Below are 23,073 nucleotides of genomic sequence, written 5' to 3'. Positions count from 1 at the left end.
CCGGCCGGGCTTCTGCCACGTGGCGATGGATGGTTGCCGAAGTGGCGGCGCGGGTAACGCGTGGGGTTATGACGGAGTACGGCATCCATGCGTCGCACGAGCAGATCCCGCCCGCCGACCTCCTGGCCGCCGTGATCGCGGCCGAACGGCACGGCTTCCAGGCCGCCATGTGTTCCGACCACTTCGCGCCGTGGAGCAGCCGGCAGGGCCAGTCCGCCTTCGCCTGGTCGTGGCTCGGGGCGGCGCTGCAGGCCACGAACCTCACGTTCGGCGTGGTCAACGCTCCCGGCCAGCGCTACCACCCGGCGATCGTCGCGCAGGCCATCGGGACCCTCGGCGCCATGTTCCCGAGCCGCTTCTGGGCGGCGTTGGGCAGCGGGGAGTACAGCAACGAGCACATCACCGGCGGCCCATGGCCGCGCAAGGAGGTCCGCGAGGCCCGGCTGCTGGAGTCGGTGGAGGTGATCCGCGCCCTGCTGTCCGGCGACGAGGTCACCCGCGACGGCCTGGTCACCGTCGACCGGGCGCGGTTGTGGACCCGGCCGGCCGAGGTACCGCCGCTGATCGGGGCCGCGGTGAGCACGAAGACCGCCGCCTGGTGCGCGGGCTGGGCCGACGGCCTGGTCACCGTCAACGCCCCGACTGAGCACCTGCGCGCGATGATCGCCGCCTACCGCGACGCCGGCGGCCGCGGCCCGGTCTGCCTGCAGGTGCACCTGAGCTGGGCCCCGACCGACGCCGAGGCCGAGGCGATCGCCCACGACCAGTGGCGCAGCAACGTCTTCCGGCCGCCGGTCTGCTGGGACCTGGAGACGGTGGAGCAGTTCGACGTGATCAGCGAACACGTGCCGCTCGACCAGGTGCGCGAGGTGGTCAACGTCTCGGCCGACCTGGAGGCGCACACGGAGTGGCTGCGGGGGTATGCGTCGCTCGGCTTCGACCGCATCTACCTGCACCACGTGGGGCAGGACCTGATGCCGTTCGTCGAGACCTTCGGCGCCAAGGTGCTGCCGGCCCTGCGCTAGCGTGCGTGCTGGAGCGAGGCGACCAGCTCGCCGACCACCAGCGCCACGCAGACGGGAGGCGGGATGCCGGCGCTCAGTGAACACACGAATGTCTACACCACAGCGATGGCGGTCCTGGAACACAAGGGATTCGCGATTTGGTACGACCGGGAACGGGACACCTATTGCGCTCAGCGGGATGGCTGGGACTTCTGGGCGGACAACCCGATCTCCTTGCTCGGCCTGGTGGCGATATTCGAGTACAAGCATCCGACTGAGTACACGAGCCGTTGGTGGGAGAGCGAGGGCAGCATCCGCTACCCGGACGTTCCCGAGACCGCACCCCGATACACCCCGGCCTACGGGATCTCCCAGGACGAAACGCGCGCTCCACGCAATCGAAAACCCGGTCATTGAGGAGAAACGTCGACCGCGCACGCCGAGGACCGGATGCGGCTGGCCCACCGCCTCGCCGGGCGCAACCACCGCGAGGGCACCGGCGGCCCGTTCGCCGCCGTCGTCAGCGACGCCGGCACCGGCGAGATCCTGTCCGTCGGCGTGAACCTCGCGCTGGCCAGCGGTCTGTCCGGGTTGCACGCCGAGATGGTCGCGCTGTGCCTGGCCCAGGCCGGCGCCGGCACCTGGGACCTCGGTGGCGCCGGCCGGCTGCCGGTGGAGCTCGCGGTGAACTGGCGGCCGTGTGCGATGTGCTATGGGGCGGTGCCGTGGTCCGGCGTGGCGCGGCTCGTCATCGCCGGCGAGGGCGACGAGGTCGAGCACCTCACCGGCTTCGACGAGGGCCCGATGCGCGCCGACTGGAAGGAGCAGCTCGCGGCCCGCGGCGTGCAGGTCCACACGGCGTGACCGTGCACCAGTGGTCTGACCCTGTCGCCGGGCTGCGCGAGCTGCGGCGGGTCGCCCGCGGCCCGGTCGTCGTGCTCACCTCGACGGCGACGCCCTCGACCGCCTGTGGCTTGCCGAGTACGCACGCCGCGACCTCGACGCCGGCGCTGGGACGAACGCCACGGCCACCTGCGCACCCAGCCGACCTTCACCGGGTCGCTGCGCCTGCTGGTCGGCCAACCGTGACCGGCCATCCCGCAACCGTGCCGGCGGCCGCTGCCGTGTTCGGGTCCTGGACGCCGCAGGGCGTGGTGTTCGACTGCGACGGCTGCTCGTGGACACCGAACCCTGCTGGAGCGTCGCCGAGGCCGAACTGTTCGCCCGCCGCGGCCTGCCGTTCGGCGCCGAGGAAAAGCGGCTGCTGATCGGCAAGTCCCTCACCGCCGCCGGCCTCGTCCTCGAAGCGGTGTTCGGCGAGCCCGGCCGGGGCGCGGCGATCGGCGGCGAACTCGAGGCGCTCGTCGGCGACGTGATCGCCGGGCAGGCCGAGCCGATGCCCTCCTGCCCGGCCTCCACCACACCGGCCTGGTCGATTGGATCGCCGCCTGGCCACCGGCCGATCCCGGCGACGCCTGAGGTACCCGTCCGCCCCGTACGACGGGTGCTGCCCTCCCTCGGTTCGGGGCATCCGGCAGGCCGCCGGCGCGTGCGCCGAACGATCCTGCCCCGGCCGTCCCGGTGTTCGCATCCCGACCCACTGTCCACGCGGCGACGGGCGGATCACACCGACGCAGGCAGGCCCATCAGGTCCAGGACCGCACGGCTGAGCTCGACAGGCCGTACCTCCGGCAACCAGCGCGCGCCGGGCAGCACCACCGTCCGCAGATCATCCGCCCAACCGGACCACACCCCCGCCGGGTCGGGGAACGACCAGGTGTCGGCCCACACCGCGAGGGTCGGCGCCGCCAGCCGCCGCCCAGCCTGCCGATCGTCCTCGTCGTGGGCCCGGTCGACGGTCGCGCTCGCCCGGAAGTCGCCGCAGATCGCGCGGATGACCTCCGGCGAGGATGCCGTCAACAGGTACGCCTGCCGGACCGGCGCCGGCATCACCCCAGCTGTGTCGGCGTCCGCGCCGAGGACGTTCCCGAAGAACACCTCCGGCGCGGCGGCGACCATCCGCTCGGCCACCTCGCCCGGCTGGGCCAGGAACAGATGGTGCCAGTCGTCGCCGGCGAAACCGCCGACGGTAGCCCACCGGTCCACGCTCGGCACCGCCCCGACGACCGCGAGCCGGACCACCACGCCGGGGTGGTCCATCGCCAGCCGGAACCCCACCAACGCCCCACGGTCGTGACCGACCACCGTGAACCGGTCGAACCCCAGATCACCCATCACGTCCACCGCGTCGCGGGCCAGCACCCGCTTCGAGAACCCGGCACCCGCGCGGACCCGGCTCGCGCCGTAGCCGCGCAGATCCGGACACACCACCGTCGCCCGCGACACCAGCTCGGCCGCCACGAACCGCCACGCCAGATGCGTCTGCGGGAACCCGTGCAACAGCAGAATCGGCGGGCCGGCCCCACCCACTGTCACGAACAGCTCGGCGTCGCCGACATCGACCCACCGGGACCGGAACCCCTCGAACGCACCGAGATCGACCACGCCATCACGGTACCGAGGCTCGACCTCGACACGCTGCCCGACGCCAGCCTCGGCCGCCTCGGGACGGTCACGAACAGCGGCACCGGCGTCAACCTCACCGTCGGATACAACACGCTCAACCAGCTCGCATCGATCACCTACAACGGCGGCAACCAGCGCACCTTCGGCTACGACAGCCTGCACCGTCTGACCTCGGACACGCTGAAGACCTCGGCGTCGGCCACGGTCGCCTCGATCGGCTACGGCTACGACAACAACAGCAACATCACATCGAAGACCACTGCAGGCTTCGCCGGATCGGCCGCGAACACGTACACCTACGACTGGTCCGACCGGCTCACGTCCTGGAACAACGGCTTCGCCACCACCAACTACGGCTACGACGCGTCGGGCAACCGCACCCAGAACGGCGTGCGCACCTTCGCCTATGACGCCCGCGACCGGCTCACCACCGGCGGCGGCAACACCTACAGCTACACCGCCCGCGGCACCCTGAAGTCCACCGTCGCCGCCACCGGCACCAACACCACGACCTCCGACGCGTTCGACCAGGCCATCACCCAGGGCTCAGCGACCCGGACCTACGACGCCCTCGGCCGCCTCGTCATCGCCGGGCTGTCCTACACCGGCGCCGGCAACACCCTCGCCGGCGACGGCACCAACAGGTACACCCGCAGCCCCGACGACAGCCTGATCGGGACGAAGACCAGCAGCGCGTCGCTGTACTCGTGGACCGACCAGCACCTCGACGTCGTGGGCCAGTTCACCGCCACCTCCACGGTGCTGAGCGGCTCCACGAACTACGACCCGCTCGGCAAGATCAGCGCCTCGAACACGCCGGCCGGGAACCTGGGCTTCCAGTCCGGCTGGACCGAGTCGTCCAGCGGCCGGGTCAACATGGCAGCACGGTGGTACAACCCCGACACCGGCCAGTTCGACTCCCGTGACTCGGTGGCGAACAGCCCGAGCCCGAACTCGGGCGAGGCCAACCCGTTCGCCTACAGCGGCCACCCGCTCGGCGACACCGATCTCACCGGGCACACCCACGACCAGCCTGACAACTCCGACCCCGAACTCAAATGGTTCGGCGACCACTGGATCTCCAAGGCCGCGTTCGCGAGCATCAGCACCAGCGAACCGGCATGTGGTGCCCATGCGATTTACCGTGCAGGCAGCGCCGGCTGCGGTGCGAACAACGCTCCGCCCGGCCCGCGGGACGGGAAACCGGCAATGCCGCACGGCCAGCACGGCGAACAGCTCTACGAGCAGCAGTCCTGCCCACGAAACCCAGACGGCACGGCGAACTATTTCGCCAACTGCACCACCCTGATCGAGACCGACGACGGCTACGTCAGCATCGACGGGATCGTCATCAAGCGGGAGGTCCTGCAAGGCATCGACCCACGGGACGTCGCGCAGCAGATCGACGAGTCGAAGAACTCGGCGCACCCGGACGAGCTGGAGGACGTCGCCGCCTACACCGCGTCCAGGCTTGAGAAAGCGGCCCAGGACGCCGCCAACCACGAGCAGGACCTCAACGACCAGGCCAAGAAGCTGCAGTGCGACGCCAGCTGGACCTGCCGCAACGCCGGCCTTCTCGGCAACATCGCCGGCGCCGTCGTCGGCGTCATCTGCGAAACGGCTGTCACGGTCGCCTCCGGCGGTGCCTTGTCCGTTCCCGGTGTGATCGGCTGCGGCGCTCTCGGTGGTCTGGTGAGTTCACTGAGCACGAGTTACCTGCAGGGCAAGGACATGCTCAGCAAAGAGGTCTGGATCGACGCCGCCGTCAGCGGTGGCGTCGGTGCCCTGGCTGGTGGCCTCGGCGGTGCGCTGGGCGGCGCCGCCTCCAAAGTCTGCGGTGCGCTCGCCTCGAAAATCGTCGGCAACGGCGCCGCATCCCTCGCGGCCAAGGTCACCGCGGAGGCCATCCGCGAAGCCGTCGGCGGCGCGCTCACCGGCGGCCTCATCGGCGCAGCCTCGGGCGCGGCCGAGTACGGCTCAACCTGCGTCCGTGCTCATGACTGCTCCGCCGGCGGGTTCGCAGCCGCGGCCGGTGAGGGTGCCGTCGGCGGGGCGGTGAGCGGGGCGATCACGGGCGGCGTCCTCGGCGGGGCTCGAGCGGCCCGCGGTGCAAGAGGTTCGTCGGCGGCACCTGACGAGACGGCCGCGCCGGCGGAACGTCGAGGGTGCACAGCTCCCGGAAACAGCTTTGCTCCAGCAACGCCGGTGCTGATGGTGGATGGCAGTACGAAGGCCATCGAAGACATCAAAGTCGGAGACCGGGTCCTGAGCACGGATCCCGCCAATGACCTCACGGTGGGGGAGCCCGTCACCGATCTGCACCTGAACAAGGACACCGAGCTCACCGACCTCACCGTCCTCGCCGGCACTTGCGCGGCTGCGACCGGTGTTGTGGTGTCGGACGCCGGGCTCGCCGACGGGAGTGCCAGTGGATCTACCGCCATCGTGCACACCACTGCGCACCACCCCATCTGGGACGAAACCGCGGACGCATGGGTTTCCGCCTGTGACCTGATTGCGGGGCATCAGCTTCGGACGCCTACCGGATCGATAACACTCATAGCGGTCCATAGCTATGCCGGCAGTTCGTGGATGCGGAACCTCACGGTCGCGACCGTCCACACGTACTATGTGCTCGCCGGCACGACGCCGGTATTGGTTCACAACACGTGCCCCGAGGGCTTTGAGCCTCCCGGAATCACGGTCAATCGCCATGGCCAGCTCACGAACGGCACCTATACCCTGGACTCGGCAGGAATGGAGCCCCACATCAACGGAACGCCAGGCAAGAAGCAGTTCGGGTTCTACGTGAACTCAGGAAAGGCCACACTCGACGGCGCGGCGTACGCGGACGAGAATGGACTATGGGTTGGCAACAAAGGCGAAGGTTCCGGTCGCGAACGGAACCATCGGCTACACGGGTGACGGTACGCCCACGAGCTGGTTGAATATCTATCGAAACAGGAACGGATTTGTCCATGGCTCGCCGGGGAATGCGCCGTGATGAATATTAATAACCATCTATCAGCAGTGCGCGACGTTGCAGCTAGTTGGAACGCTTCCCTGGCAACCGAGTTTGCTCGCGGTCTCGATGTTGGAGGTGAGGGGGTGATTGACTGGGACGAAGGGGCGGGGGAGTCGTGGGTTCGACTCATTGTCGACAATGCTGTTGTTGCATATGTCTCCATCGTCCTGCCCTTGGTCATCCTCGAGCGCGACGCGACGCGGTTTAGCGAACCCGATTCGAAAGTCAAGAAGATAGTGGTGGAGGCTATGGCCAGCCGTGAATTGTCAAGCGCCAAGGAAGTACTTGTGGCTACCTTTGGCGATTCGCCTCGACTCGATACATTTAATGCCGAGCAGTTCTCTGCCGATGAACTTTGGTACGCGACAGTTTGAGTCTTAACTGGCGCCTCGCAATGTAGATGACTAACTGACTGCGACTGCCGAGCGACGTTGGGTGCTGGCGGGCGCCTCCGTGCACTAGGGTTGCCGTCACGGTTGCCGTCGGCAGGCGACCTGTATCTACCGAAATCGATGCGTTGTCGATGTACCAGATCATGGCTCGGATGCTCGGCGACGTGCCGTGGAGGGTTCTGTCAACTTAACGGCACCTGTCTGTCGCCAACCCCTTGACACAGAGAGGTGCCGTTAGTTCCAGTGTCACTCTTGATCAGTCCGTCGGGCTCGCCCTGCCGTTAGATGCCTTCGTGGCTGAGGTAAGTACTACGGCCCGGCGGACGTGAAGGACCGGCCGGCATGGCTTAAGAGGAGCGTGTCAGCGCCCGACTGGGATATGCCCACCGACCGGTCCGTGCCCCCTCGGTCAAGGAGACACAACCCCCATGGTGGTCATCGGCATCGACGCGCACAAGCGCACCCATACCGCCGTCGTCATCGACAGCAACGGCCGCAAACTCGGCATCAAGACCTGCGAGACGGCGACAGTGCGCCCGTCCTCGGTACGAACGACGTCTGCTCATTGTTCGACGCGGCGCTGCTCGATGCCGCTGTCCCCGGCGGCGTCGTCAGTGTCTCGGCGCTGACCACGTCCGACGATGCGGGATCCGGTGGCGTGTGCGAGGTCAGCAACGTCGGCCAGGGGCCGCGTCCGGCGCTGGCCCGCTCGGCGACGTCAGCCGCATCCGAGCAGTAGGCACGTCCACGAACCGGCAAGCGAACGAGTGAACCGGGGAACGAACCATTCTCCGCCCGGTGTTGACCGCGGGCGGCCCGGCCGTGCGCCATGGAACCGTGGACACTCCCTGCCCCGAGACCGACGCCGCCGGCGCCGGGCGGGCCGAGCGGCTCGCGGCGATCGTCGCGTTCGCGGCCGGCGCGCACCGGCGGGCCGAGAAGATGGCGCAGGCCGCGCGGCAGGTCCATGAGCGGGCCGCGGTCGCGCTGGCCTTCGCCGAGGAGGCGGGCGCCCGGCTCACCGGACGGCGCTGACGTCGGTTCGTGCGCTGCGCCACAGCACGCGCGGGCGAAGCACGCTAGGGTCGGCGGGAGCACACCGCCGGACTGACGCCTCAGGAGCCTCCACTGTGGACTCGTCGGTCGTCGCGCTGACCCTCGCCGCCGCGGTGCTGCACGCCACCTGGAACGCGCTTGCCCACGGGGTGAAGGATCGGCTGGTCGGGTTCGCGTTGATCGGCGTGGCCTATGTCGGGGCCGGGGGAGCGGGGGCGCTGCTGCTCGGGCTGCCGCCGGCCGCGGCCTGGCCCTACGTCGTGACCTCGGCGGCCGTGCACGTCGTCTACGTCCTGCTGCTGTGGGCCAGCTACGAGCTCGGGGACTTCAGCCAGTCGTACCCGATCGCCCGCGGTACCGCACCCTGGCTTGTCGCGGTTGTCGAGGTGGCGCTCGGGCACCGGCTGCCGCTCGTGCAGGCGGCCGGCATCCTCGTGGTGACCCTGGGTCTGCTCAGCCTGGCGCGGGGCGGGCGGCGCGACCGGCGCGCGGTCGGGGCGGCGGTGGCGACCGGGGTGGCCATCGCCGCGTACACGGTGATCGACGCGACCGCGGTGCAGGTCAGCCCGGTCCCGGTCTACGCCGCCTGGATGTTCCTGCTGCAGGGGCCGGTCCTGCCGATCATCGCCCTCGCCCGGCGGCGGCGCGAGTTGAAAGCGACCAGGCCGGGCACCGTCGCCATGGGAGTGGGCGGGGGGCTGGTGTCGCTCGTGGCGTACGGACTCGTGCTCGTCGCCCAGACCAGCGGGGCCACCGCGGCCATCGCGGCACTGCGCGAGACCAGCATCGTCATCGGGGCGCTGATCGGGGCCGTCTTCTTCCAGGAGGGCCTGGGCGCCCGGCGGGCGGTCGCGGCCGGCATCGTCGTGGCGGGGATCGTGCTGGTCAGCTTCTGAGGCCCGGGTGAACCGCAGGGCGGGCTCAGACGTGGTCGAGGCAGGACCACCGCTGGAAGGAGCCGCGCCGTGCCCGACTTCGCGATCGACTACGGGCTGCTGCACCAGGCCCGCAAGGACCTGCACGACCTGGCCGACCGGATCGGGCCCCGGCTCGGGGACACGGTCTTCTCGCAGGTCGGCAGCATCGAGTACGGCGACAGCGACTCGGTCTTCGGCAACGAGGGACTGGCCGAGAGCTTCCGCAGCCTGTACCGGCGGGCGCAGCACCCGATGAGCAAGGCCGAGGACGACCTGCGCGAGCTCGGCGACATCTTCGGCGCCGTGGCCGACGGGTACTTCGACGTCGACGCCCAGATCGCCGACGGCATGGGCATGATGGGCTCCACCCTCGACCTGGACCGGTGGAAGGACAAGAAGGCCGAGTGGGACTACCTGCAGGGCCACCGCGCCGACTGCGTCCCCGGCGCCGACGGCAAGATGCCGGACTTCTGCTCGGCGACCGACCCCGGGCCGCCGCCCACCGACATGACGATCGACACCGCCACCGGGTCGGTGCACACGCACCTGACGCTGGACGAGCACAACAACGTGATCAAGGAGGAGACGACGGTCGTCAACGGCGACCAGAAGTACACCTCGACGACCACGTACAGCGACGGCGGCAAGAACTACACCACCGACACCGTCTTCAGCGACGGCAGCACGACCCACTCGGTGACCACGACCGGTGACAACGGCTCGTCGACGACCGACACCACCGATCAGGACGGCAAGACGACGCACACCGTCATCGCGCTCAACGAGAACGGCGGCGGCACCATGACCGTCAGCGAGCCGGACGGCACGGTGACCGAGTACTCGCGCCCCGACCGCTACGCCAAGTGGGACGAGACGAGCAAGACCGAGCCCGAGGACGACACGTACTATCCGGCCCCGATGTACTAGGAGTCAGCCCAATGCCCAACATCTCCCTCGACTACGACAAGATCGAGGCGACGTCGACCCGCCTCGACGGCGCCGTCCGCGACATCCTGCCGATGCTGGAGTCGCTGCGCAGCGACGTGTCGAACCTGCTCGAGGACGGCCTGGTGTTCCAGCAGTCCAGCCCGGCGATGAAGGAGTCCTACGAGAAGTTCAACACCTCGCTGCTCGCCGCGATGAAGGGCATCAACGACTTCGCCAAGCAGTTCCGCGACATCCGCACCTCGATGGAGGAGATGGACACGGACATGGCCGGCAAGATCCGCAGCGCCGGCAGCTGACGGCGCTCAGCAGCAGGGCGCGGGGCGGCGCAGGCTGCGCACGCCCATCGTCACGGCGGCCCCGCCGACCAGCAGCATCAGGGTCGAGCGGGTGCCGCCGGCGAAGATCCGCCCGACGTGCGGCACGACGAAGACGGCCTTGCGGAACTGCCCGCCGTCCAGGGATACCTGCCACGGGTCCGCCTGCTGGTTCGCGTCGCCCTTGGTGGTCATGAACGGCTTGCCCGCGGCGGTGCCGATGCTCTGCACGCGGTGCATCACCGGGCGGCCGCCGTTGACGACGAACGGGGCCGGCGGGCGGAACGCGATCACGTCGCCGGTGTGGATCTGGGCGGCGTCGACCGGGACCGTCATCACGAGGGAGCCGGTCGGGGAGTACGGGGTCATCGAGCCGGTCAGGATCGGCAGGAACCGCACGCCGAGGAGGCTCGCGACGGCGAAGGCGGCCGTGGCGAGCAGCAGCAGGGCGGTGCCGGTGCGGCGGACGAGGCTCATGCGGCGCTCCTGTCGGTGGCGGTACGGGCGGCGGTGACGGTGTCGGCGGTGAAGGTGACGCCGCTGGCGACGCCGCCGCTGACGATCTTCAGGTAGACGTGGCCGCCGACCGGCAGGGCGGCCGGCGTGGTGTAGGCGCCGGTGGTGGTGCCGATGGTGACGGTGATGCCGACCACGGTGGACGTGCCCGGGCAGGCGCCGGTGGTCGTGTTCCAGGCCACCGAGCACACCGTCGCCGGGCTGGAGCCCAGGACCGTGGTCAGCGACAGCTTGAGGGCGAGCTTGGCCGGCATGGTCGAGGTGTTGACGAGGTCGACGTAGCTGTTGCCGCCGACGAGCAGGCTGGCGATCTGGTACAGCTTCCCGTCCGTGCTCACCGCCCCGCCCCCGGACAGCAGCTGGAACGCGCTGGAGAGCTGGGCGCTGGCCACCGACGCCGCACGGGCCGTCGGTGGTCCCCAGGCGGCGTGCGCCGGCCGGACGGGGCCGGCGCACATGACGGTGGCCACGAGGGCCACGGCGAGGAGCATCCGCGTCACGATCCCGCGGCGCGGCTCCTCACCGCCCCCGCAGGCACAGTCCGCCTGTCGCATGGCTGGGTCAGCCGCCGGTCCGGTCGCTGCCGCCGACGAGGGCGTTGCTCACCGACAGGCTGATCGAGCCGTTCTTGCCCTGCAGCGAGGCCGGGGCAGCGCTGGAGAACGTGAACTTGTACCGCACGTGCTGCGTCGCCCCCGCCCCCGGCGCGAGCGAGCCGTGGTTGATGGCGACGGGGCTGTTCAGCGCCGGCGTGCCGGAGCCGATGCCGGCGGTGGTGCCGGAGCAGGTGCTCACGCCGTTCACGGTCGTCCAGGTGGCGGTGCAGCTCGCCGCGTCGACCGCGATCTGCCCGGCCAGGTCCCCGGTGACGCCCACGCTGCCGGTGAAGGTGCTGGTCAGGGTGCCGTCGTTGCGCACGTCGACGTACCGGTAGAAGTAGTCGCCGGGCAGCAGGTTCGACACGGCGGTGACGAACTGCCCGCCGTTGGTGTCGACGAGGGTCGGGGTGCCGCTGGCCGTGGACAGGCCGCCGGAGTTGACCTCGGCGGTCGTGGTCCAGCTCGAGAACGCGCCGTTGCCGATCAGCACGGCGCCGCCGACGGCCAGCCCGAGCGCGGCGACGCGGCGGACCTTCTTGCCCATCCCGATCCGGGCGTGGCGGCCGGCGCAGGCGTTGGTGTGCTCGTGGGTCATGGTGCTCATCGGTCGGGTCCCCCGTTCGTGGTGTGGCGACCCGGCTGATGGGTCGACAGTGACGTCGGCGTGTCAGCCGATCGGTTGAGGGGGCGCACCCAGGTGCTGTACACCGGCAACCGCCCGGCAACCAGGACCGCCCCACCGGCCCCCACCCGCCACAGGCGTCACCCGAGGAGGGTGTTCGCCATCCGTGTCAGCCGGTCGTCAGCCGCCGCCGGGCCGGTACGCGCAGCGCGTCCCGGTCCGCACGGCCGCGTCGAGGTGGGCGCCGATCGCCGGGGCCCGCTCCCGGATGCGGGCGATGGCGGTGCGGATCGCCCGGGTCACGTTGAGCCGCGCCCGCTCGGTGTCGGAACCCAGCCGCCGGGTACGCCCGCCGAGCCCCGCCGCCGCGCTGATCTCCTGGATCAGGAAGTCCCGCTCGGCCCGCACCCGGGCGGCGCGCTCCTGGTCGTGCCAGTGCTCGGCCTCGGCGAGGTCGTCATCGAGCTCGGCGAGCCGCCGGCGATACTCCGCGCGGGCCCGAGCGTCGAGCACCTCGTCGCCGCGTCCACCACCGGCCGTTTCCAACCCTTCGCCGGTACCGCCAGTGCGTCCCCCCGCCGCCACCCGCACCAGCTCGACGGCGGAGAGCTCCCGGCCGGGACTGCGCACGAGCAGCGCGAGGTAGCGCAGCCCGAGACTGTCGGCCACCCGCACGGCCTGCCCTTCGAACGCCACCAGCCACACGTCCTGCTCCAGCCGCAGCACGAGCCGCGCGCCGGTGGCCGCCGGTGCCTCGCCGAGCCGTGCGAGCAGCCGGGTCATCCCGCAGGCCGCGGCGATCGCCCGCGCCTCGGCGACCTCCCCGAGCTCGGCGAGCGTACGGGCCAGCATCGGCCGCGCCCCGAGCGCCCGGTGCAGCCGCTCCGCCACCCGGTAGTGCCGCCCGGCGGATTCGGTGTCGCCGTCGAGCGCGGCGAGCCGCCCGAGGTAGAAGTCGGTCGCCCCGGAACACGAGACCGCCCCGGCCTCGACGGCGGCGCGCCCGGCGTAGGGCAGCAGCGCCCGGTACACCCGGCGGGCGTGTGGTTCCGCGCCGAGCACGCAGACGGCCTCGGCCAGCTGGGTCAGCGCCCAGACGAGCACCATGTCGGGCCGCTGCCGATCGAGGCCGTGCTCGACGAGGTCGTCGAGCCGCCCCCGGGCCTGCTCGACGTCTCCGGCGGCCGCCTCGAACTGCACGAGCGCGGGTGCGTGCGCGAACGCCCGATGCGAGTGCGCGACCAGGTCCCGCAGCGTCCGTACGGTCCAGTCGAGGTCCTCGGCCGGCACGTCGGTGTGCAGCCAGATGGCGTGGACCTGCCCCCACCGCACCGCGTCGGCGTCGGGCAGCCCCGCGCGGCGTCCGACCTGCCACGCCTCGGTCGCCGCGCGGGCCCCTTCGGCGAAGTCCCCGGCCAGTGTGGCGAGGGCAGCTTGCCGCGACAGCGCGACGAGCCGCGCCGAGGGATGCCGCAGCGTGTCCGCCAGCCGGTCCAGCTCGGGCAGCACCCGCCGCGCGGCGGGCCCGTCCCCGAGTTCGAGGAAATGCGTGAGGACGAGGACCCGCCCGTCCAGTTCGGTACCCGGATCACGAGCCCGCTGCGCCGCGTCGACGATGCCACTCGCATCGGCCAGCGCGCCGGCAGGCTCCTGCGTACCCCACCGCGTGTGGTGCCGCGCCGCAAGAGCAGCCGCGAGCGCCGCCGGTTCGGTCCGGGCGGCCCGTCCGGCCTCGGCGACGGCCGCGTCGGCGGTGATCCGCGCCGCCTCCAGATCGGGCGCCTGCACGAACGCGAGCCGTGCCAGCACCTGAGCCCGCAGCGCGGCCTCGCCGGTCGGCAACCCCTCGGCCGCCTCCCGCAGCAGCGCGGCGAGCGAGTCCCCGGGCGCATTGAAGTCTAGATGCCGCGCGGCAAGGAGGGCACCGGCGGCGAGCTGTCCGCTCTCACCGGTCCGCCGGGCGAGTTCGACTGCCTCGCCGATGACCGCGGCGGCCCCCGGATCGGCCGCCGCGTCGAGGGCGGTGGCCAGTCGCAGCAGGAGTTCGCCGCGCTGCCCGGGACCTGGTTCCGGGCTTCGGCCGAGCGCGTCGAGGGCATGCCGGAACTGCTCGGCCGCCTCCTCGGGTGCGAGCGCGGCGAGGGCCTCGTCCCCGGCGAGCGTGGCGTACCGGACGGCGGCGACCACGGTGGCCGGCCCGGTCGCCTGAGCGAGCCGGTAGTGCCGGGCGAGTTCTGCGGCCCCGGTCCGCCCCCGCCACGACGGACGTTCGAGGACACCCGCGATGCGCAGATGCCGCTCGGCGCGGGCGAGCGGCGTGAGGTCGGCCAGCAGCGCCTCGCGGATGAGCGCATGCCCGAACCGATAGCCCGCCGGTCCGGCCACCAGCAGACCGCTCTGCGCGGCACCGTCGAGCACCGCCCGCGCCGACTCATCCTCCAGGGCGGCGACCAGCGCTGGATCGACATCGGCACCGAGCGCGGCCGCCGTGGCCAGCACGCCGGCGGCATCCGGCCCTAGCGGCACGATCAGCCGGGCGACGGCCTGGCGGATCGAGGCCGGCACCGGAACCTCGTCGACGGTCGAAGCCTCCCGCCCCAGCAGCCGCGCCACCTGGGTCACGAACAGCGGGCTGCCCGCACCCCGGCGAGCCACCGCGTCCAGCACCGCGTCCCCGGCGTCCGGCAGCAGCAACCGGATCTCGGCCGCGTCCAGGCCGGACAGCGTCAGCACCGTCGCCGAGGACTCCAGGGCGCCGAGCACCGGCCGCAGCCCCGGGTCCAGTCGCGCCTCGGCCGGCCGCAGCGCCGCCACCAGCAGTACACCCGGAAGATTGGCCGCGGCGAACCGCAGCAGCAGCGCTGACGGAGGACCGGCCGCGTGCAGGTCGTCGAGGACCACCACCAGCGGCGCGGCGACCCGGGACAGCACCGCGCAGACCGCGTTGAACAGCGCGAAGCGGGAGCCGAACGCCGACCCGGTGAACGGCGCGTCGTCGCCGGCCTGGCGCAGGACCTGCATCCACGGCCAGTACGGCGGAGCGCCCCCGTCCTCCCACGCCCCGCCCCACAGCACCGTGGCGCCGCCGGCCCGGGCGCGGCGGGTGAACTCGCGCAGCAGGGCGGTCTTGCCCAGGCCCGGGTCGCCGCAGACGAGGACCGGGCGCGCCTCGCCCGCCGCCGCGGCCGCCCGCGCCGCCGCGAGCACCGCCAGCTCACGCGCGCGGCCCACGAACACGTCCACGAAGCCACCGTAGGCGTTCGGCGCGGTGTTCAGCGACGGTGAACGGCCCGATGAACGCCGGAGGAGGTAACCAACGATCGGGAGGTACCAGAGATGGACGAGAACAAGGCCGCCGAGTTCACCGGGCGCGTGCTGGCAGACACCGCCGCCTTCGCCACCGTGGTCCTGGCCGCGCTCGGGGACCGGGCCGGGCTGTTCAAGGAGCTGGCCAAGGGCGGCCCCGGCACCAGCGGCGAACTGGCCCGCCGCGCCGGCCTCGACGAGCGGTACGTGCGCGAGTGGGCCGCCGGCCTGCACGCCGCCGGCTATCTGCGCTACGACCCGGCCCAGCAGCGGTTCGAGCTGCCCGCCGAGCACGCCCCGACGCTCGCCGTCGAGCCCGGCCCGGCCTTCTTCGGCGGCGTGCACCAGGAGCTCGTCGGCGCCGTCCAGCGCTACGACACCGTGGCGGCCGCGTTCCGCGACGGTGGCGGGGTCCGCGGCGACGAGCTGCACCCCGACGTCGCCGAAGGCACGAGCCGGTTCACCGCCCAGTGGCACCGCAACCTGCTCGTGCAGCTCTGGCTGCCGCTCGTGCCCGAGGTCGAGGCGAAGCTCCGCGCCGGGGCCCGGGTCGCCGACGTCGGCTGCGGCACCGGGCAGGCCCTGATCGAGCTGGCGCGCGCCTACCCGGCCGTCACCGGCACCGGCTACGACGTGTCGCCGAGCGCCGTCGCGGCGGCCCGGGCGGCGGCGGAGGCGGCGGGCGTGGCCGACCGGCTCCGCTACGAGGTGCTCGACGCGTCCGGCGGCCTGCCCGAGCCCTACGACGTGATCACGACCTTCGACGTGGTGCACGACGCCGTCGACCCGGCCGGGCTGCTGCGCTCGATCCGCGACGGCCTGCGCCCCGGCGGGCGCTACCTGTGCCTGGAGATCAACTGTTCGGACCGGACGGTGGAGAACGTGGGGCCCATCGCGACCCTGCTCTACGGCTTCTCGATGCTGTACTGCATGACGACCTCCCTCGCCGAGGGCGGCGCCGGGCTGGGCACCCTCGGCCTGCCCGAGCCGGTCCTGGCCCGGCTGTCCGCCGAGGCCGGCTTCGCCACCTGCCGCCGCGTCGACATGGACAACCCGTTCAACACGCTGTACGAGCTGACCCGCTAATCCAGCTCGGCGGCGACCGAGCGGACGAACTCCTCCTCGCCCAGCGCCGCCACGAGTTCCGCGATCGTCATCGTCGGGCGGACGCCGGCCAGGTGGGCCACGAACCGCACGCCCTGCACCAGCGCGACCCGCACGCACCGGTCGACCGGCGCGTGCGGGCCGTCGGCGGTGAGCAGGCGCATGGTGTCGTGGTAGACCGGCTCGAGGCGCGGCGGGCGGTCGGCGAGCTCGCTGCTGGCGGCGCCGGCGGCCCGGTCCTCGCTGCGGCGCGCGGCGAGGCGGCGCAGCATCCGGCGGTGCCGGGCCCGCCAGTCGTGCACGTCGACCGTCTCGGCGGGCCCGGTCGGCTGGGTGAGGCGGGCGCAGGTGAGCACGAAGGCGTGCACGAACTCCCACGACGGGCGGGAGACGCCGGCCAGCTTGTCGCTGATCGTCGAGCGGGGGAACGGGTGACCGGCGTCGCGCAGCGCGACCTCGAGCTTGCGCACGCTCGGGTTCCCGCACGCCGCGCGCAGCTCGCGCAGCTGCGCGGCGAACTCCTCCGTCGGATCGACCAGGCTCACACCGGCCACGGTAGGAATCGACCGCGGTCGTCTCCCGTGACTGTCCGCATTCCGTCGCCCGCTGTCCGGGAACCTCGCCGGACACGCCGGGCGCCGTCCACCCTCGCTGCTATGCGAACCCGACTCTCAGGCACCCGACCCTTGCGCGTGGCGGCGGTGGCGCTCCTGCTCACCGGCGGCCTGGTCGCCGCCGGCGCGGGACCGGCCGCGGCCGCCCCGAACTGCGACGTCCCCAACCCGCCGCCGGTCTGCGAGACTCCCGGCGACAACGGCATCGAGCCGACCGTGGAGATCACGAGCTTCAGCCGCACCCCGGCCGGCTTCACCATCGCCGGCCGGGCCTACGACCCCGACGCGACCGGCCGGCTGACGGTCCGGCTCAGGGTCGGCACCACGTACACGACGACCTGGCTCGCCGGCACCACCGGCACCTTCGGCGGCAGCTACGCGGCCAAGGACGCCGCCTCGGTCTGCGCGATCGCCCTCAACCAGGGGGTCGTGGCCCCCGACGGCGTCGCCTGCCTGCCGGGGCCGCTGCGGGTGTCGCCGATGGGGTACCTCGACGAGGTGTCGGCGTCACCGGCCGGCGTCCGGGTCAAGGGCTGGGCCATCGACGAGGACACCACCGCGCCGATCGCGGTCCGCATCGCGGTCAACGGCACGGTCCAGCCCACGGTCACCGCGTCGGGCAACCGGCCCGACGTCGGCGCGGTGTTCCCGGTCTACGGCTCCGCCCACGGCTACGACGTGACCTACCCGCAGCCCCGCGGCAGCTACGAGGCCTGCGTCGTCGCGCTCAACGTGGCCGGCGGCGCCGACACGAGCCTGGGCTGCAAGACGGTCGTGCAGGGCGGCCCGCCGACGGCGCCGGTGCTCACCGCGTCCAACGGCGGCCTCGACGCCACGCCGTTCGCCCAGGTCCGGGTCACGACACCCGGCGTCGAGGCGACGGCCTGGCAGGTGCACCGCGCGCCGAGCGCCAACGGGCCGTGGGGCCTGCTGCAGGGCTTCACCGGCAACGGCGCCGGCCAGACCTACGAGGACCGCACCGCGACCGGCGGCCAGACGTACTGCTACCGGGCCACGGCCAGCAACGCCTACGGGGTCGCGACCGGGCCGGCCAGCTGCGTGCTCGTGCTGTACCCGGCCCTGCCGCCGGCCGACGCGGCGCGGGTCGTCGCCGTCACGCCGACCTCGCTCACCTTCGAGTGGCGCGACAACGCCACCGGCGAGGACCGCTACCGGGTGGCGTCGAGCCGGGGCACGCAGCTCGTCCCGGCCGCCGCCGGCACGGGCTCGTTCCTGAAGGCGACCTTCACCGGGCTGCCGTCCGACGCCGACTTCTGCGTCTCCATCTTCGCCGAGAAGACCGGGTACGCCGACCGCTACGTCAACGTCTGCGGGCACACCGACCCGCCGCCCCCGGTCGGCATCAAGACCCTCGACCTGTGGAACTGCAACGCGAGCAACGGCACCTTCTGGATGTTCAACTGGTCCACCGGCGTCTGGACCCGGCTCGGCGACGCGCCCAGCCGGCAGCGCTGCGGCCCGGGCGGCGAACCGCCCTCGATGACCACGAACCTGCCCGGCGGCCAGTACGTGACCATCTCCCTCGTCATCCTCAACGCCCAGTGCCCGGTCGAGGACCCGACCACCACCAACTGCGAGAAGTACCGCACCGACCTCATGCGCGGCGACGCCAAGGGCGTCAACGACTGGCGCATCCTGAAATAGCGGCCTCAGTCCTCGCGCAGCACGGTCAGCGGGATCTGGACCGCGATCGCCGCCCCGCCCGGCCCGCCGGTGAACGCGCGGCCGGGCGGGGCGGCGTTGCGGACCTGGCTGCTGACGAGCCGCGCGCCGATCACGTCGCCCTCGGTGATCGAGCGCGGCGTGAGCAGCAGGCCGCGGCGGGAGCGGCGGGCCGCGGTCAGCCAGCTGCCCAGCGCGATCGACAGCGCGTCGGCCGCCCCCGCGTAGACGACCGCCCGGCCCCGGTCCCGCCCGCCCGCGGCCACGTCGCGCAAGACCTTGTCGGCGGCGGGCGCGGTGAGCAGGTCGGCGTCGTCGACGAGGACGACGACGGGACCGCCGAGCTCGTCCATCGCCGCGGCGACCGCGTCGGCCGCCGGGTCCGGTTCGTCGAGCAGCCGTACCCGGGGCTGGCGGGCCAGGGCCCGCAGCGGCGAGTCGCGCGGGGTCAGCACGACCAGGCCGGTGCCGCCGGTCAGCAGCGACACGGCGATCGCGGCCAGGGCGTTGCTGCGCCCGGCGCCGGCCGGGCCGCCGACGAAGAACGACGACGTGGCGGTCAGGTCCGCGAGGACCGCGCCGCCCTCGTCGCCGCCGACGCCGAGCAGCGCCTGCATCGGCCGCTGCTGCGCGGCGGGGACGAGCGCGTACGCGTCGGTGAAGGCGACCCGCCCCGGCAGCGGCGCCACCGGGAACGGCCTCGTCCCCTGAACGGCGATGCTGGAGCCGATCCGGCGGAGCGCCTCGGCCTGGGCCTGGCCGCTCTCGTCGGCGTCCAGCAGCGCGATCTGGGTCTCGGTGCGGCTCAGCACGTGCCAGCCGCGGCCGGCGACGATCGTGCCGGGGACCTTGCTGGGCAGGATGCCGACGAGCTGGTAGTCGTTGCGGTCGGCCTGGCGCAGCAGCAGCTTGTGGTCGTTGTGCGCGGCGAGCCGGCCGCCGAGCAGGGCCCGCTCGGAGGTGGCGATGACGTGGATGCCGGCCGCGGCGCCCTCGCGGACCAGGCGGGTGATGTCGGTGAGCAGCCGGCCCTGGTCGTGCTCGTCGAGGATCGGGGCGAGGGCGTCCCAGCCGTCGACGAACAGCAGGATGTGCGCGGGCCGCTCGGCCGCGGGCAGCCGCCGGCGCAGCTCGACGATCCCGGCCGCGTTGGCGTTCGCGGCCCGTTCCTGGCGGTCGGTGAGCTCCCGGCCCAGCCGGCGCAGGAGGCGCTCCAGGCGTTCCATGTCGTGCCGGGACACCACCGCACCGCAGTGCGGCAGGGTTTCCAGCGCGGCGAGGCCGCCGCCGGCCGCGTCGATGCCGTACATGTGCACGTCCGCGACCGCCGCCCGCCGGGCCGCCGACGCCGCGATGGTCCGCAGCACCTGGGTCCGGCCGGAGCGGGGCGCGCCGACGACGTAGAGGTGCCCGAACGTGGCGAGGTCGACGGTGGCCACCCGCCGCTGCTGCAGCGCCGGCACGTCCTCGAGGGCATACGGGATCGGCGCCGGCACGCTCGGGTGCCGGTCTTTCGGCGTCGGTACCGCCGGCAGCTCCTCCAGCAGCACCTTGTCCTCGAGCGCGGCGAGCCACGGGCTGGGCTGGCGGACGAAGTCGTCGAGCCGTTCGGCCGCGGCCCGGATCGCCGCGACGAGGGCCTGCAGGTCGGTGGGGACGACCGGGCCGGGCAGCAGCGGGTCGACGTCCTCGACCGGCAGCTCGACCGGCCGGCCGAGCCGCTGCCAGGACAGTTCCGCGGTGCGCACCCGGTCCGCGACGACCGGCGCGGCCGGCTCCTGCGGGGTGGTGCCGGGCCGTTCGGCGCCGACCCAGGCCGCCTGGAACGGCACGGCGCTGCGGTGCCCGGCGCGGATGAGGGCGCGGCCCGGCGTACCGGGGGAGATGTGCACCGCCTCGCCGGTGTCGATGATGTCCTGGCTCTCGACGGTGTCGGTGACCCGCAGGGCGATGCGCAGGTTGGTGTTGGCCTTGATGTCGGGGGTGACCGCGCCGGCCGGGCGCTGGGTGGCGAGGATCAGGTGGATGCCGAGGGAGCGGCCCCGCTGGGCGATGCTGATCAGGCCGGGCACGAAGTCCGGCAGCTCCCTGACGAGGGTCGCGAACTCGTCGATGATGAGCAGCAGCCGGGGCAGCCGGGCCAGGGTCGGGTCGGCGGCCCGCTTGGCCCGGTACGCGGGCAGGTCCTTGGCCTCGGCCGCGGCCAGGATCCGCTCGCGGCGACGCAGCTCGGCGCCGAGGGAGTCCATCGCCCGCTGCACCAGGTGGGCGTCGAGGTCGGTGACCATGCCCAGGGTGTGCGGCAGCTGCGCGCACTCCCGGAAGGCGCTGCCGCCCTTGTAGTCCACGAGGACGAAGGTGAGCTCGTCGGGCCGGTTGGTGGCGGCGAGCGAGGCGACGAACGACTGCAGCAGCTCGGACTTGCCGGAGCCGGTGGTGCCGGCGACCAGGCCGTGCGGGCCGTCGCGGACGAGGTCGAGGCTGAGCGGGCCGTCGTAGCCGCTGCCGAGCACGAACGTGGTGGAGGCGGGCCGGCGCCGCCACCGTTCGAGGAGCGCGGCCGGGTCCGGGGGTTCCTGGTCGAGGAGGTCCAGCAGCCGTACCTCGCGAGGCAGGCCCGCGTCGTGCTCGGGGCTGACGTCCCGCAGCGGGGTCAGGGCGCGGGCGAGCCGGTCGCACCACGGCACCGGCACGAGGTCGGCGCGGATGTGTTCCAGGGGCGCGGTACCGGTGCGCTTGAGGGTCAGGCCCGTCGTGTCGGCGGCCACGACGGCCCCGCACTCCTCGGGCAGCAGCCGCTCCTGCTCGTCGAGGCAGACGCTGAAGATCCGCACCCGGGGGCCGTCGGCGAGGATCTGCACCATGCCGGGCACGTCGCGCAGGGCCCGCGCGCCGTCGACGACGACGAGCAGGTCGGGGTCGGTGAACATGGCCCGGCCCATCGACGAGCCGAGCGCCCGCTGGCGGGCCTGGACCTGGGCGACGAGTTCGGCGACGCGGTTGGCGATGCTCTCCGGGTCGTTGCCGATCGCCGCGTGCGCGCCGCCACCACCGGCCGGGCGCAGGTGCGGCAGCCAGCGGACCCAGCCCCACCCCTCGGAGCGCTCGGGCGTGGTCAGCACGACGACCCGCACGTCGCGGGGGCTGTGCAGGACGGCCGACTGGGCCACGAACCAGCGGGTCAGCGCCTGCACCGGTTCGGCCGGTCCGACGACGCCGAGGACGCCGATCTCGGGCAGTTCGAGGCCCACCGGTACGTCGCGGATCGTCCAGCGCACCGTGCGGTGGTTCTCGTCGCGGGCCGGGTCGTCGATCTCCTTGACCGACGGCACGTCCACGGTGCCGAGGCGCAGCAGCAGGTGGTCGGGGTCGCGGCGGCGCCGCTCCCACAGCCGGGCGCCGGGCCCGGTGGCGATCAGCCCGACGGTCGCCGGGTCCGGTCCGGTGATGCAGCGCACGTCGCGCTCGCGGCGCACCGCGGCGTCGATCTCACCGGCGAGGCTGCGCAGGCGCTGGTCGTACCGTTGCTGCTGCTCCTGATGCTGCTTGCGGTTGGTCTTGCGGCCGACCATCCAGTTGGTGATCGCCATGACCGGCGTGAACAGGATGAAGACCAGGTAGAAGTAGGAGTGGAAGACCCCGACGAGGACCAGGCCGAGCACGATCGGGGCGAGCAGGAGCAGCATCGGGAACGGCTGGCGGGGGGTGCGGCCCGGCGGCACCGGCAGCCGCACGCGTTCGGCGTCCAGGTGCGGGGCGATCCGCGGCGGCCGGTTGTAGTCCAGCCCGAACCCGTCGGCGGAGGCGGTCACCGCCGCGTCGGGCTCGACCGGAGCGCTCAGGCGCAGCAGGGCCGGGCCGACGCACAGGTCGGCGCCGTCGGCCCAGCGTTCGCCGAGGGCGCCGCGGACGGGCCGGACCGCGGTCGGCAGGCCGGTGACCGGGTGCGGGTCGGGCGGCGGGGTGATGCCGGCGGGTCGTACGCCGTCGTCGGGCCGGGTCAGGTGCCACCGGGCCCCGCCGTCGGCCGCGACCGTCACCCACAGCCCACCGGCCGGCGCCTCGGGCCCGCCGACGCGGATCGCGCACGCCGCGGCGGCGCCGATCTCGAAGCTGCCCGCGCCGAGCAGCCAGGTCGCCCCGGCGCCGGGCCCGGACACCAGGTGCACCTCGGCCAGCAGCGGCCCGCCGGACGTCAGGTCGGTCCGCACGCCCTTCGCGGCCGGGGCGGGGGCGCCGAGGCCGATGGTGCTGCCGGGCCGGATGCCGCTGCCCCGCACGGGCGCGTCGGGTTCGAGCCGCCGGTCGTCGAGGTAGATCCGCTGCCCGGCCGCGCCGAGGGGGCTCTCGACGGCCTCGGCCAGCCCGCGCACGGTGGCGCCGTCGGGCACGTCGACGAGGTGGTCGCGGGCGGCGCCCTCCTCGGCGTCGAACGCGGTGAGCATGA

The 23,073-nt window shown here is 72.8% G+C and carries 20 protein-coding genes; 12 read left to right on the top strand and 8 right to left on the bottom strand.

What is annotated here, in order from left to right; translation table 11 throughout:
- The first annotated feature begins 68 nt into the window (after positions 1 to 68).
- From ACQP00_RS28745 to ACQP00_RS28735, 3 genes are all read left to right on the top strand, one after another.
- The gene (locus tag ACQP00_RS28745; protein ID WP_433200420.1) at positions 69 to 1,025 is read left to right on the top strand and encodes a TIGR03885 family FMN-dependent LLM class oxidoreductase; all 957 of its coding nucleotides are present in this window, start codon (positions 69 to 71) and stop codon (positions 1,023 to 1,025) included.
- 63 nt (positions 1,026 to 1,088) lie between these two features.
- Positions 1,089 to 1,421 carry a hypothetical protein gene (locus ACQP00_RS28740; RefSeq protein ID WP_433200417.1) on the top strand — a complete coding sequence of 111 codons (333 nt, stop codon included), beginning with the start codon at positions 1,089 to 1,091 and terminating at the stop codon, positions 1,419 to 1,421.
- A 33-nt stretch (positions 1,422 to 1,454) separates the two neighbouring features.
- The gene (locus ACQP00_RS28735) at positions 1,455 to 1,868 is read left to right on the top strand and encodes a hypothetical protein (protein WP_433200414.1); all 414 of its coding nucleotides are present in this window, start codon (positions 1,455 to 1,457) and stop codon (positions 1,866 to 1,868) included.
- A 187-nt stretch (positions 1,869 to 2,055) separates the two neighbouring features.
- Here ACQP00_RS28735 and ACQP00_RS28730 read toward each other — a convergent pair whose 3' ends face one another.
- A complete protein-coding gene (locus ACQP00_RS28730) occupies positions 2,056 to 2,460 on the bottom strand; it encodes a hypothetical protein (RefSeq protein WP_433200411.1) in 405 nt (134 codons plus the stop codon).
- A 167-nt stretch (positions 2,461 to 2,627) separates the two neighbouring features.
- Positions 2,628 to 3,440 (bottom strand): alpha/beta hydrolase, encoded by an 813-nt coding sequence (locus ACQP00_RS28725; RefSeq protein ID WP_433200408.1) that lies wholly within the window; start codon positions 3,438 to 3,440, stop codon positions 2,628 to 2,630.
- On the opposite strand from ACQP00_RS28725, the gene ACQP00_RS28720 reads away from it, so the two are divergent.
- The 7 genes from ACQP00_RS28720 (at position 3,399) to ACQP00_RS28690 (ending at position 10,164) form a co-directional block, all read left to right on the top strand.
- Positions 3,399 to 6,455 (top strand): RHS repeat-associated core domain-containing protein, encoded by a 3,057-nt coding sequence (locus tag ACQP00_RS28720; protein WP_433200405.1) that lies wholly within the window; start codon positions 3,399 to 3,401, stop codon positions 6,453 to 6,455. The genes ACQP00_RS28725 and ACQP00_RS28720 overlap by 42 nt on opposite strands.
- Before the next feature lie 183 nt (positions 6,456 to 6,638).
- A complete protein-coding gene (locus tag ACQP00_RS28715) occupies positions 6,639 to 6,929 on the top strand; it encodes a hypothetical protein (protein WP_433200402.1) in 291 nt (96 codons plus the stop codon).
- A gap of 446 nt (positions 6,930 to 7,375) precedes the next feature.
- Complete coding sequence (locus ACQP00_RS28710) at positions 7,376 to 7,576, top strand: hypothetical protein (RefSeq protein WP_433200399.1); 201 nt, start codon at positions 7,376 to 7,378, stop codon at positions 7,574 to 7,576.
- A 208-nt stretch (positions 7,577 to 7,784) separates the two neighbouring features.
- Positions 7,785 to 7,982, top strand: a complete 198-nt coding sequence (locus tag ACQP00_RS28705) for a hypothetical protein (protein WP_433200396.1) — start codon at positions 7,785 to 7,787, stop codon at positions 7,980 to 7,982.
- Between the two features lie 95 nt (positions 7,983 to 8,077).
- Entirely contained in the window at positions 8,078 to 8,899 is an 822-nt protein-coding gene (locus ACQP00_RS28700) for an EamA family transporter (RefSeq protein ID WP_433200393.1), read from the top strand.
- A gap of 69 nt (positions 8,900 to 8,968) precedes the next feature.
- Complete coding sequence (locus ACQP00_RS28695) at positions 8,969 to 9,847, top strand: hypothetical protein (RefSeq protein WP_433200390.1); 879 nt, start codon at positions 8,969 to 8,971, stop codon at positions 9,845 to 9,847.
- 11 nt (positions 9,848 to 9,858) lie between these two features.
- A complete protein-coding gene (locus ACQP00_RS28690) occupies positions 9,859 to 10,164 on the top strand; it encodes a WXG100 family type VII secretion target (protein WP_433073415.1) in 306 nt (101 codons plus the stop codon).
- 6 nt (positions 10,165 to 10,170) lie between these two features.
- On the opposite strand, the gene ACQP00_RS28685 is transcribed toward ACQP00_RS28690, so the two are convergent.
- The 4 genes from ACQP00_RS28685 to ACQP00_RS28670 form a co-directional block, all read right to left on the bottom strand.
- Positions 10,171 to 10,659, bottom strand: coding sequence for a signal peptidase I (locus ACQP00_RS28685; protein WP_433200388.1), 489 nt, complete (start codon positions 10,657 to 10,659; stop codon positions 10,171 to 10,173).
- Positions 10,656 to 11,189 carry a hypothetical protein gene (locus ACQP00_RS28680; RefSeq protein WP_433200385.1) on the bottom strand — a complete coding sequence of 178 codons (534 nt, stop codon included), beginning with the start codon at positions 11,187 to 11,189 and terminating at the stop codon, positions 10,656 to 10,658. The genes ACQP00_RS28685 and ACQP00_RS28680 overlap by 4 nt, the downstream gene beginning before the upstream one ends.
- Before the next feature lie 70 nt (positions 11,190 to 11,259).
- Positions 11,260 to 11,901 (bottom strand): hypothetical protein, encoded by a 642-nt coding sequence (locus tag ACQP00_RS28675; protein ID WP_433200382.1) that lies wholly within the window; start codon positions 11,899 to 11,901, stop codon positions 11,260 to 11,262.
- A 198-nt stretch (positions 11,902 to 12,099) separates the two neighbouring features.
- Positions 12,100 to 15,162: an AAA family ATPase gene (locus ACQP00_RS28670; protein ID WP_433200379.1), complete on the bottom strand. Its 3,063-nt coding sequence runs from the start codon at positions 15,160 to 15,162 to the stop codon at positions 12,100 to 12,102.
- 93 nt (positions 15,163 to 15,255) lie between these two features.
- On the opposite strand from ACQP00_RS28670, the gene ACQP00_RS28665 reads away from it, so the two are divergent.
- Positions 15,256 to 16,311, top strand: a complete 1,056-nt coding sequence (locus ACQP00_RS28665) for a class I SAM-dependent methyltransferase (protein ID WP_433200376.1) — start codon at positions 15,256 to 15,258, stop codon at positions 16,309 to 16,311.
- Here ACQP00_RS28665 and ACQP00_RS28660 read toward each other — a convergent pair.
- Positions 16,308 to 16,874, bottom strand: coding sequence for a hypothetical protein (locus tag ACQP00_RS28660; protein ID WP_433200373.1), 567 nt, complete (start codon positions 16,872 to 16,874; stop codon positions 16,308 to 16,310). The genes ACQP00_RS28665 and ACQP00_RS28660 overlap by 4 nt on opposite strands.
- 111 nt (positions 16,875 to 16,985) lie before the next feature.
- Between ACQP00_RS28660 and ACQP00_RS28655 the strand changes: the two genes are divergently transcribed.
- Positions 16,986 to 18,608: a hypothetical protein gene (locus tag ACQP00_RS28655; protein ID WP_433200370.1), complete on the top strand. Its 1,623-nt coding sequence runs from the start codon at positions 16,986 to 16,988 to the stop codon at positions 18,606 to 18,608.
- Between the two features lie 5 nt (positions 18,609 to 18,613).
- On the opposite strand, the gene ACQP00_RS28650 is transcribed toward ACQP00_RS28655, so the two are convergent.
- Positions 18,614 to 23,071 carry an FtsK/SpoIIIE domain-containing protein gene (locus tag ACQP00_RS28650; protein WP_433224026.1) on the bottom strand — a complete coding sequence of 1,486 codons (4,458 nt, stop codon included), beginning with the start codon at positions 23,069 to 23,071 and terminating at the stop codon, positions 18,614 to 18,616.
- Between the last annotated feature and the right edge of the window lie 2 nt (positions 23,072 to 23,073).

The sequence above is a fragment of the Dactylosporangium sp. CS-047395 genome, assembly GCF_050942185.1.
Taxonomy (GTDB): domain Bacteria; phylum Actinomycetota; class Actinomycetes; order Mycobacteriales; family Micromonosporaceae; genus Dactylosporangium.
The sequence above is the reverse complement of the archived record's forward strand: the minus strand, read 5'-3'. Positions and strand labels throughout refer to the sequence as shown.

Coding starts and splice junctions, on each gene's coding strand:
- ACQP00_RS28745 (WP_433200420.1), top strand. CDS start 69: ATGACGGAGTACGGCATCCATGCGTCGCACGAGCAGATCCCGCCCGCC.
- ACQP00_RS28740 (WP_433200417.1), top strand. CDS start 1,089: ATGCCGGCGCTCAGTGAACACACGAATGTCTACACCACAGCGATGGCG.
- ACQP00_RS28735 (WP_433200414.1), top strand. CDS start 1,455: ATGCGGCTGGCCCACCGCCTCGCCGGGCGCAACCACCGCGAGGGCACC.
- ACQP00_RS28710 (WP_433200399.1), top strand. CDS start 7,376: ATGGTGGTCATCGGCATCGACGCGCACAAGCGCACCCATACCGCCGTC.
- ACQP00_RS28690 (WP_433073415.1), top strand. CDS start 9,859: ATGCCCAACATCTCCCTCGACTACGACAAGATCGAGGCGACGTCGACC.
- ACQP00_RS28685 (WP_433200388.1), bottom strand. CDS start 10,659: ATGAGCCTCGTCCGCCGCACCGGCACCGCCCTGCTGCTGCTCGCCACG.
- ACQP00_RS28680 (WP_433200385.1), bottom strand. CDS start 11,189: ATGCTCCTCGCCGTGGCCCTCGTGGCCACCGTCATGTGCGCCGGCCCC.
- ACQP00_RS28675 (WP_433200382.1), bottom strand. CDS start 11,901: ATGAGCACCATGACCCACGAGCACACCAACGCCTGCGCCGGCCGCCAC.
- ACQP00_RS28665 (WP_433200376.1), top strand. CDS start 15,256: ATGGACGAGAACAAGGCCGCCGAGTTCACCGGGCGCGTGCTGGCAGAC.
- ACQP00_RS28655 (WP_433200370.1), top strand. CDS start 16,986: ATGCGAACCCGACTCTCAGGCACCCGACCCTTGCGCGTGGCGGCGGTG.
- ACQP00_RS28650 (WP_433224026.1), bottom strand. CDS start 23,071: ATGCTCACCGCGTTCGACGCCGAGGAGGGCGCCGCCCGCGACCACCTC.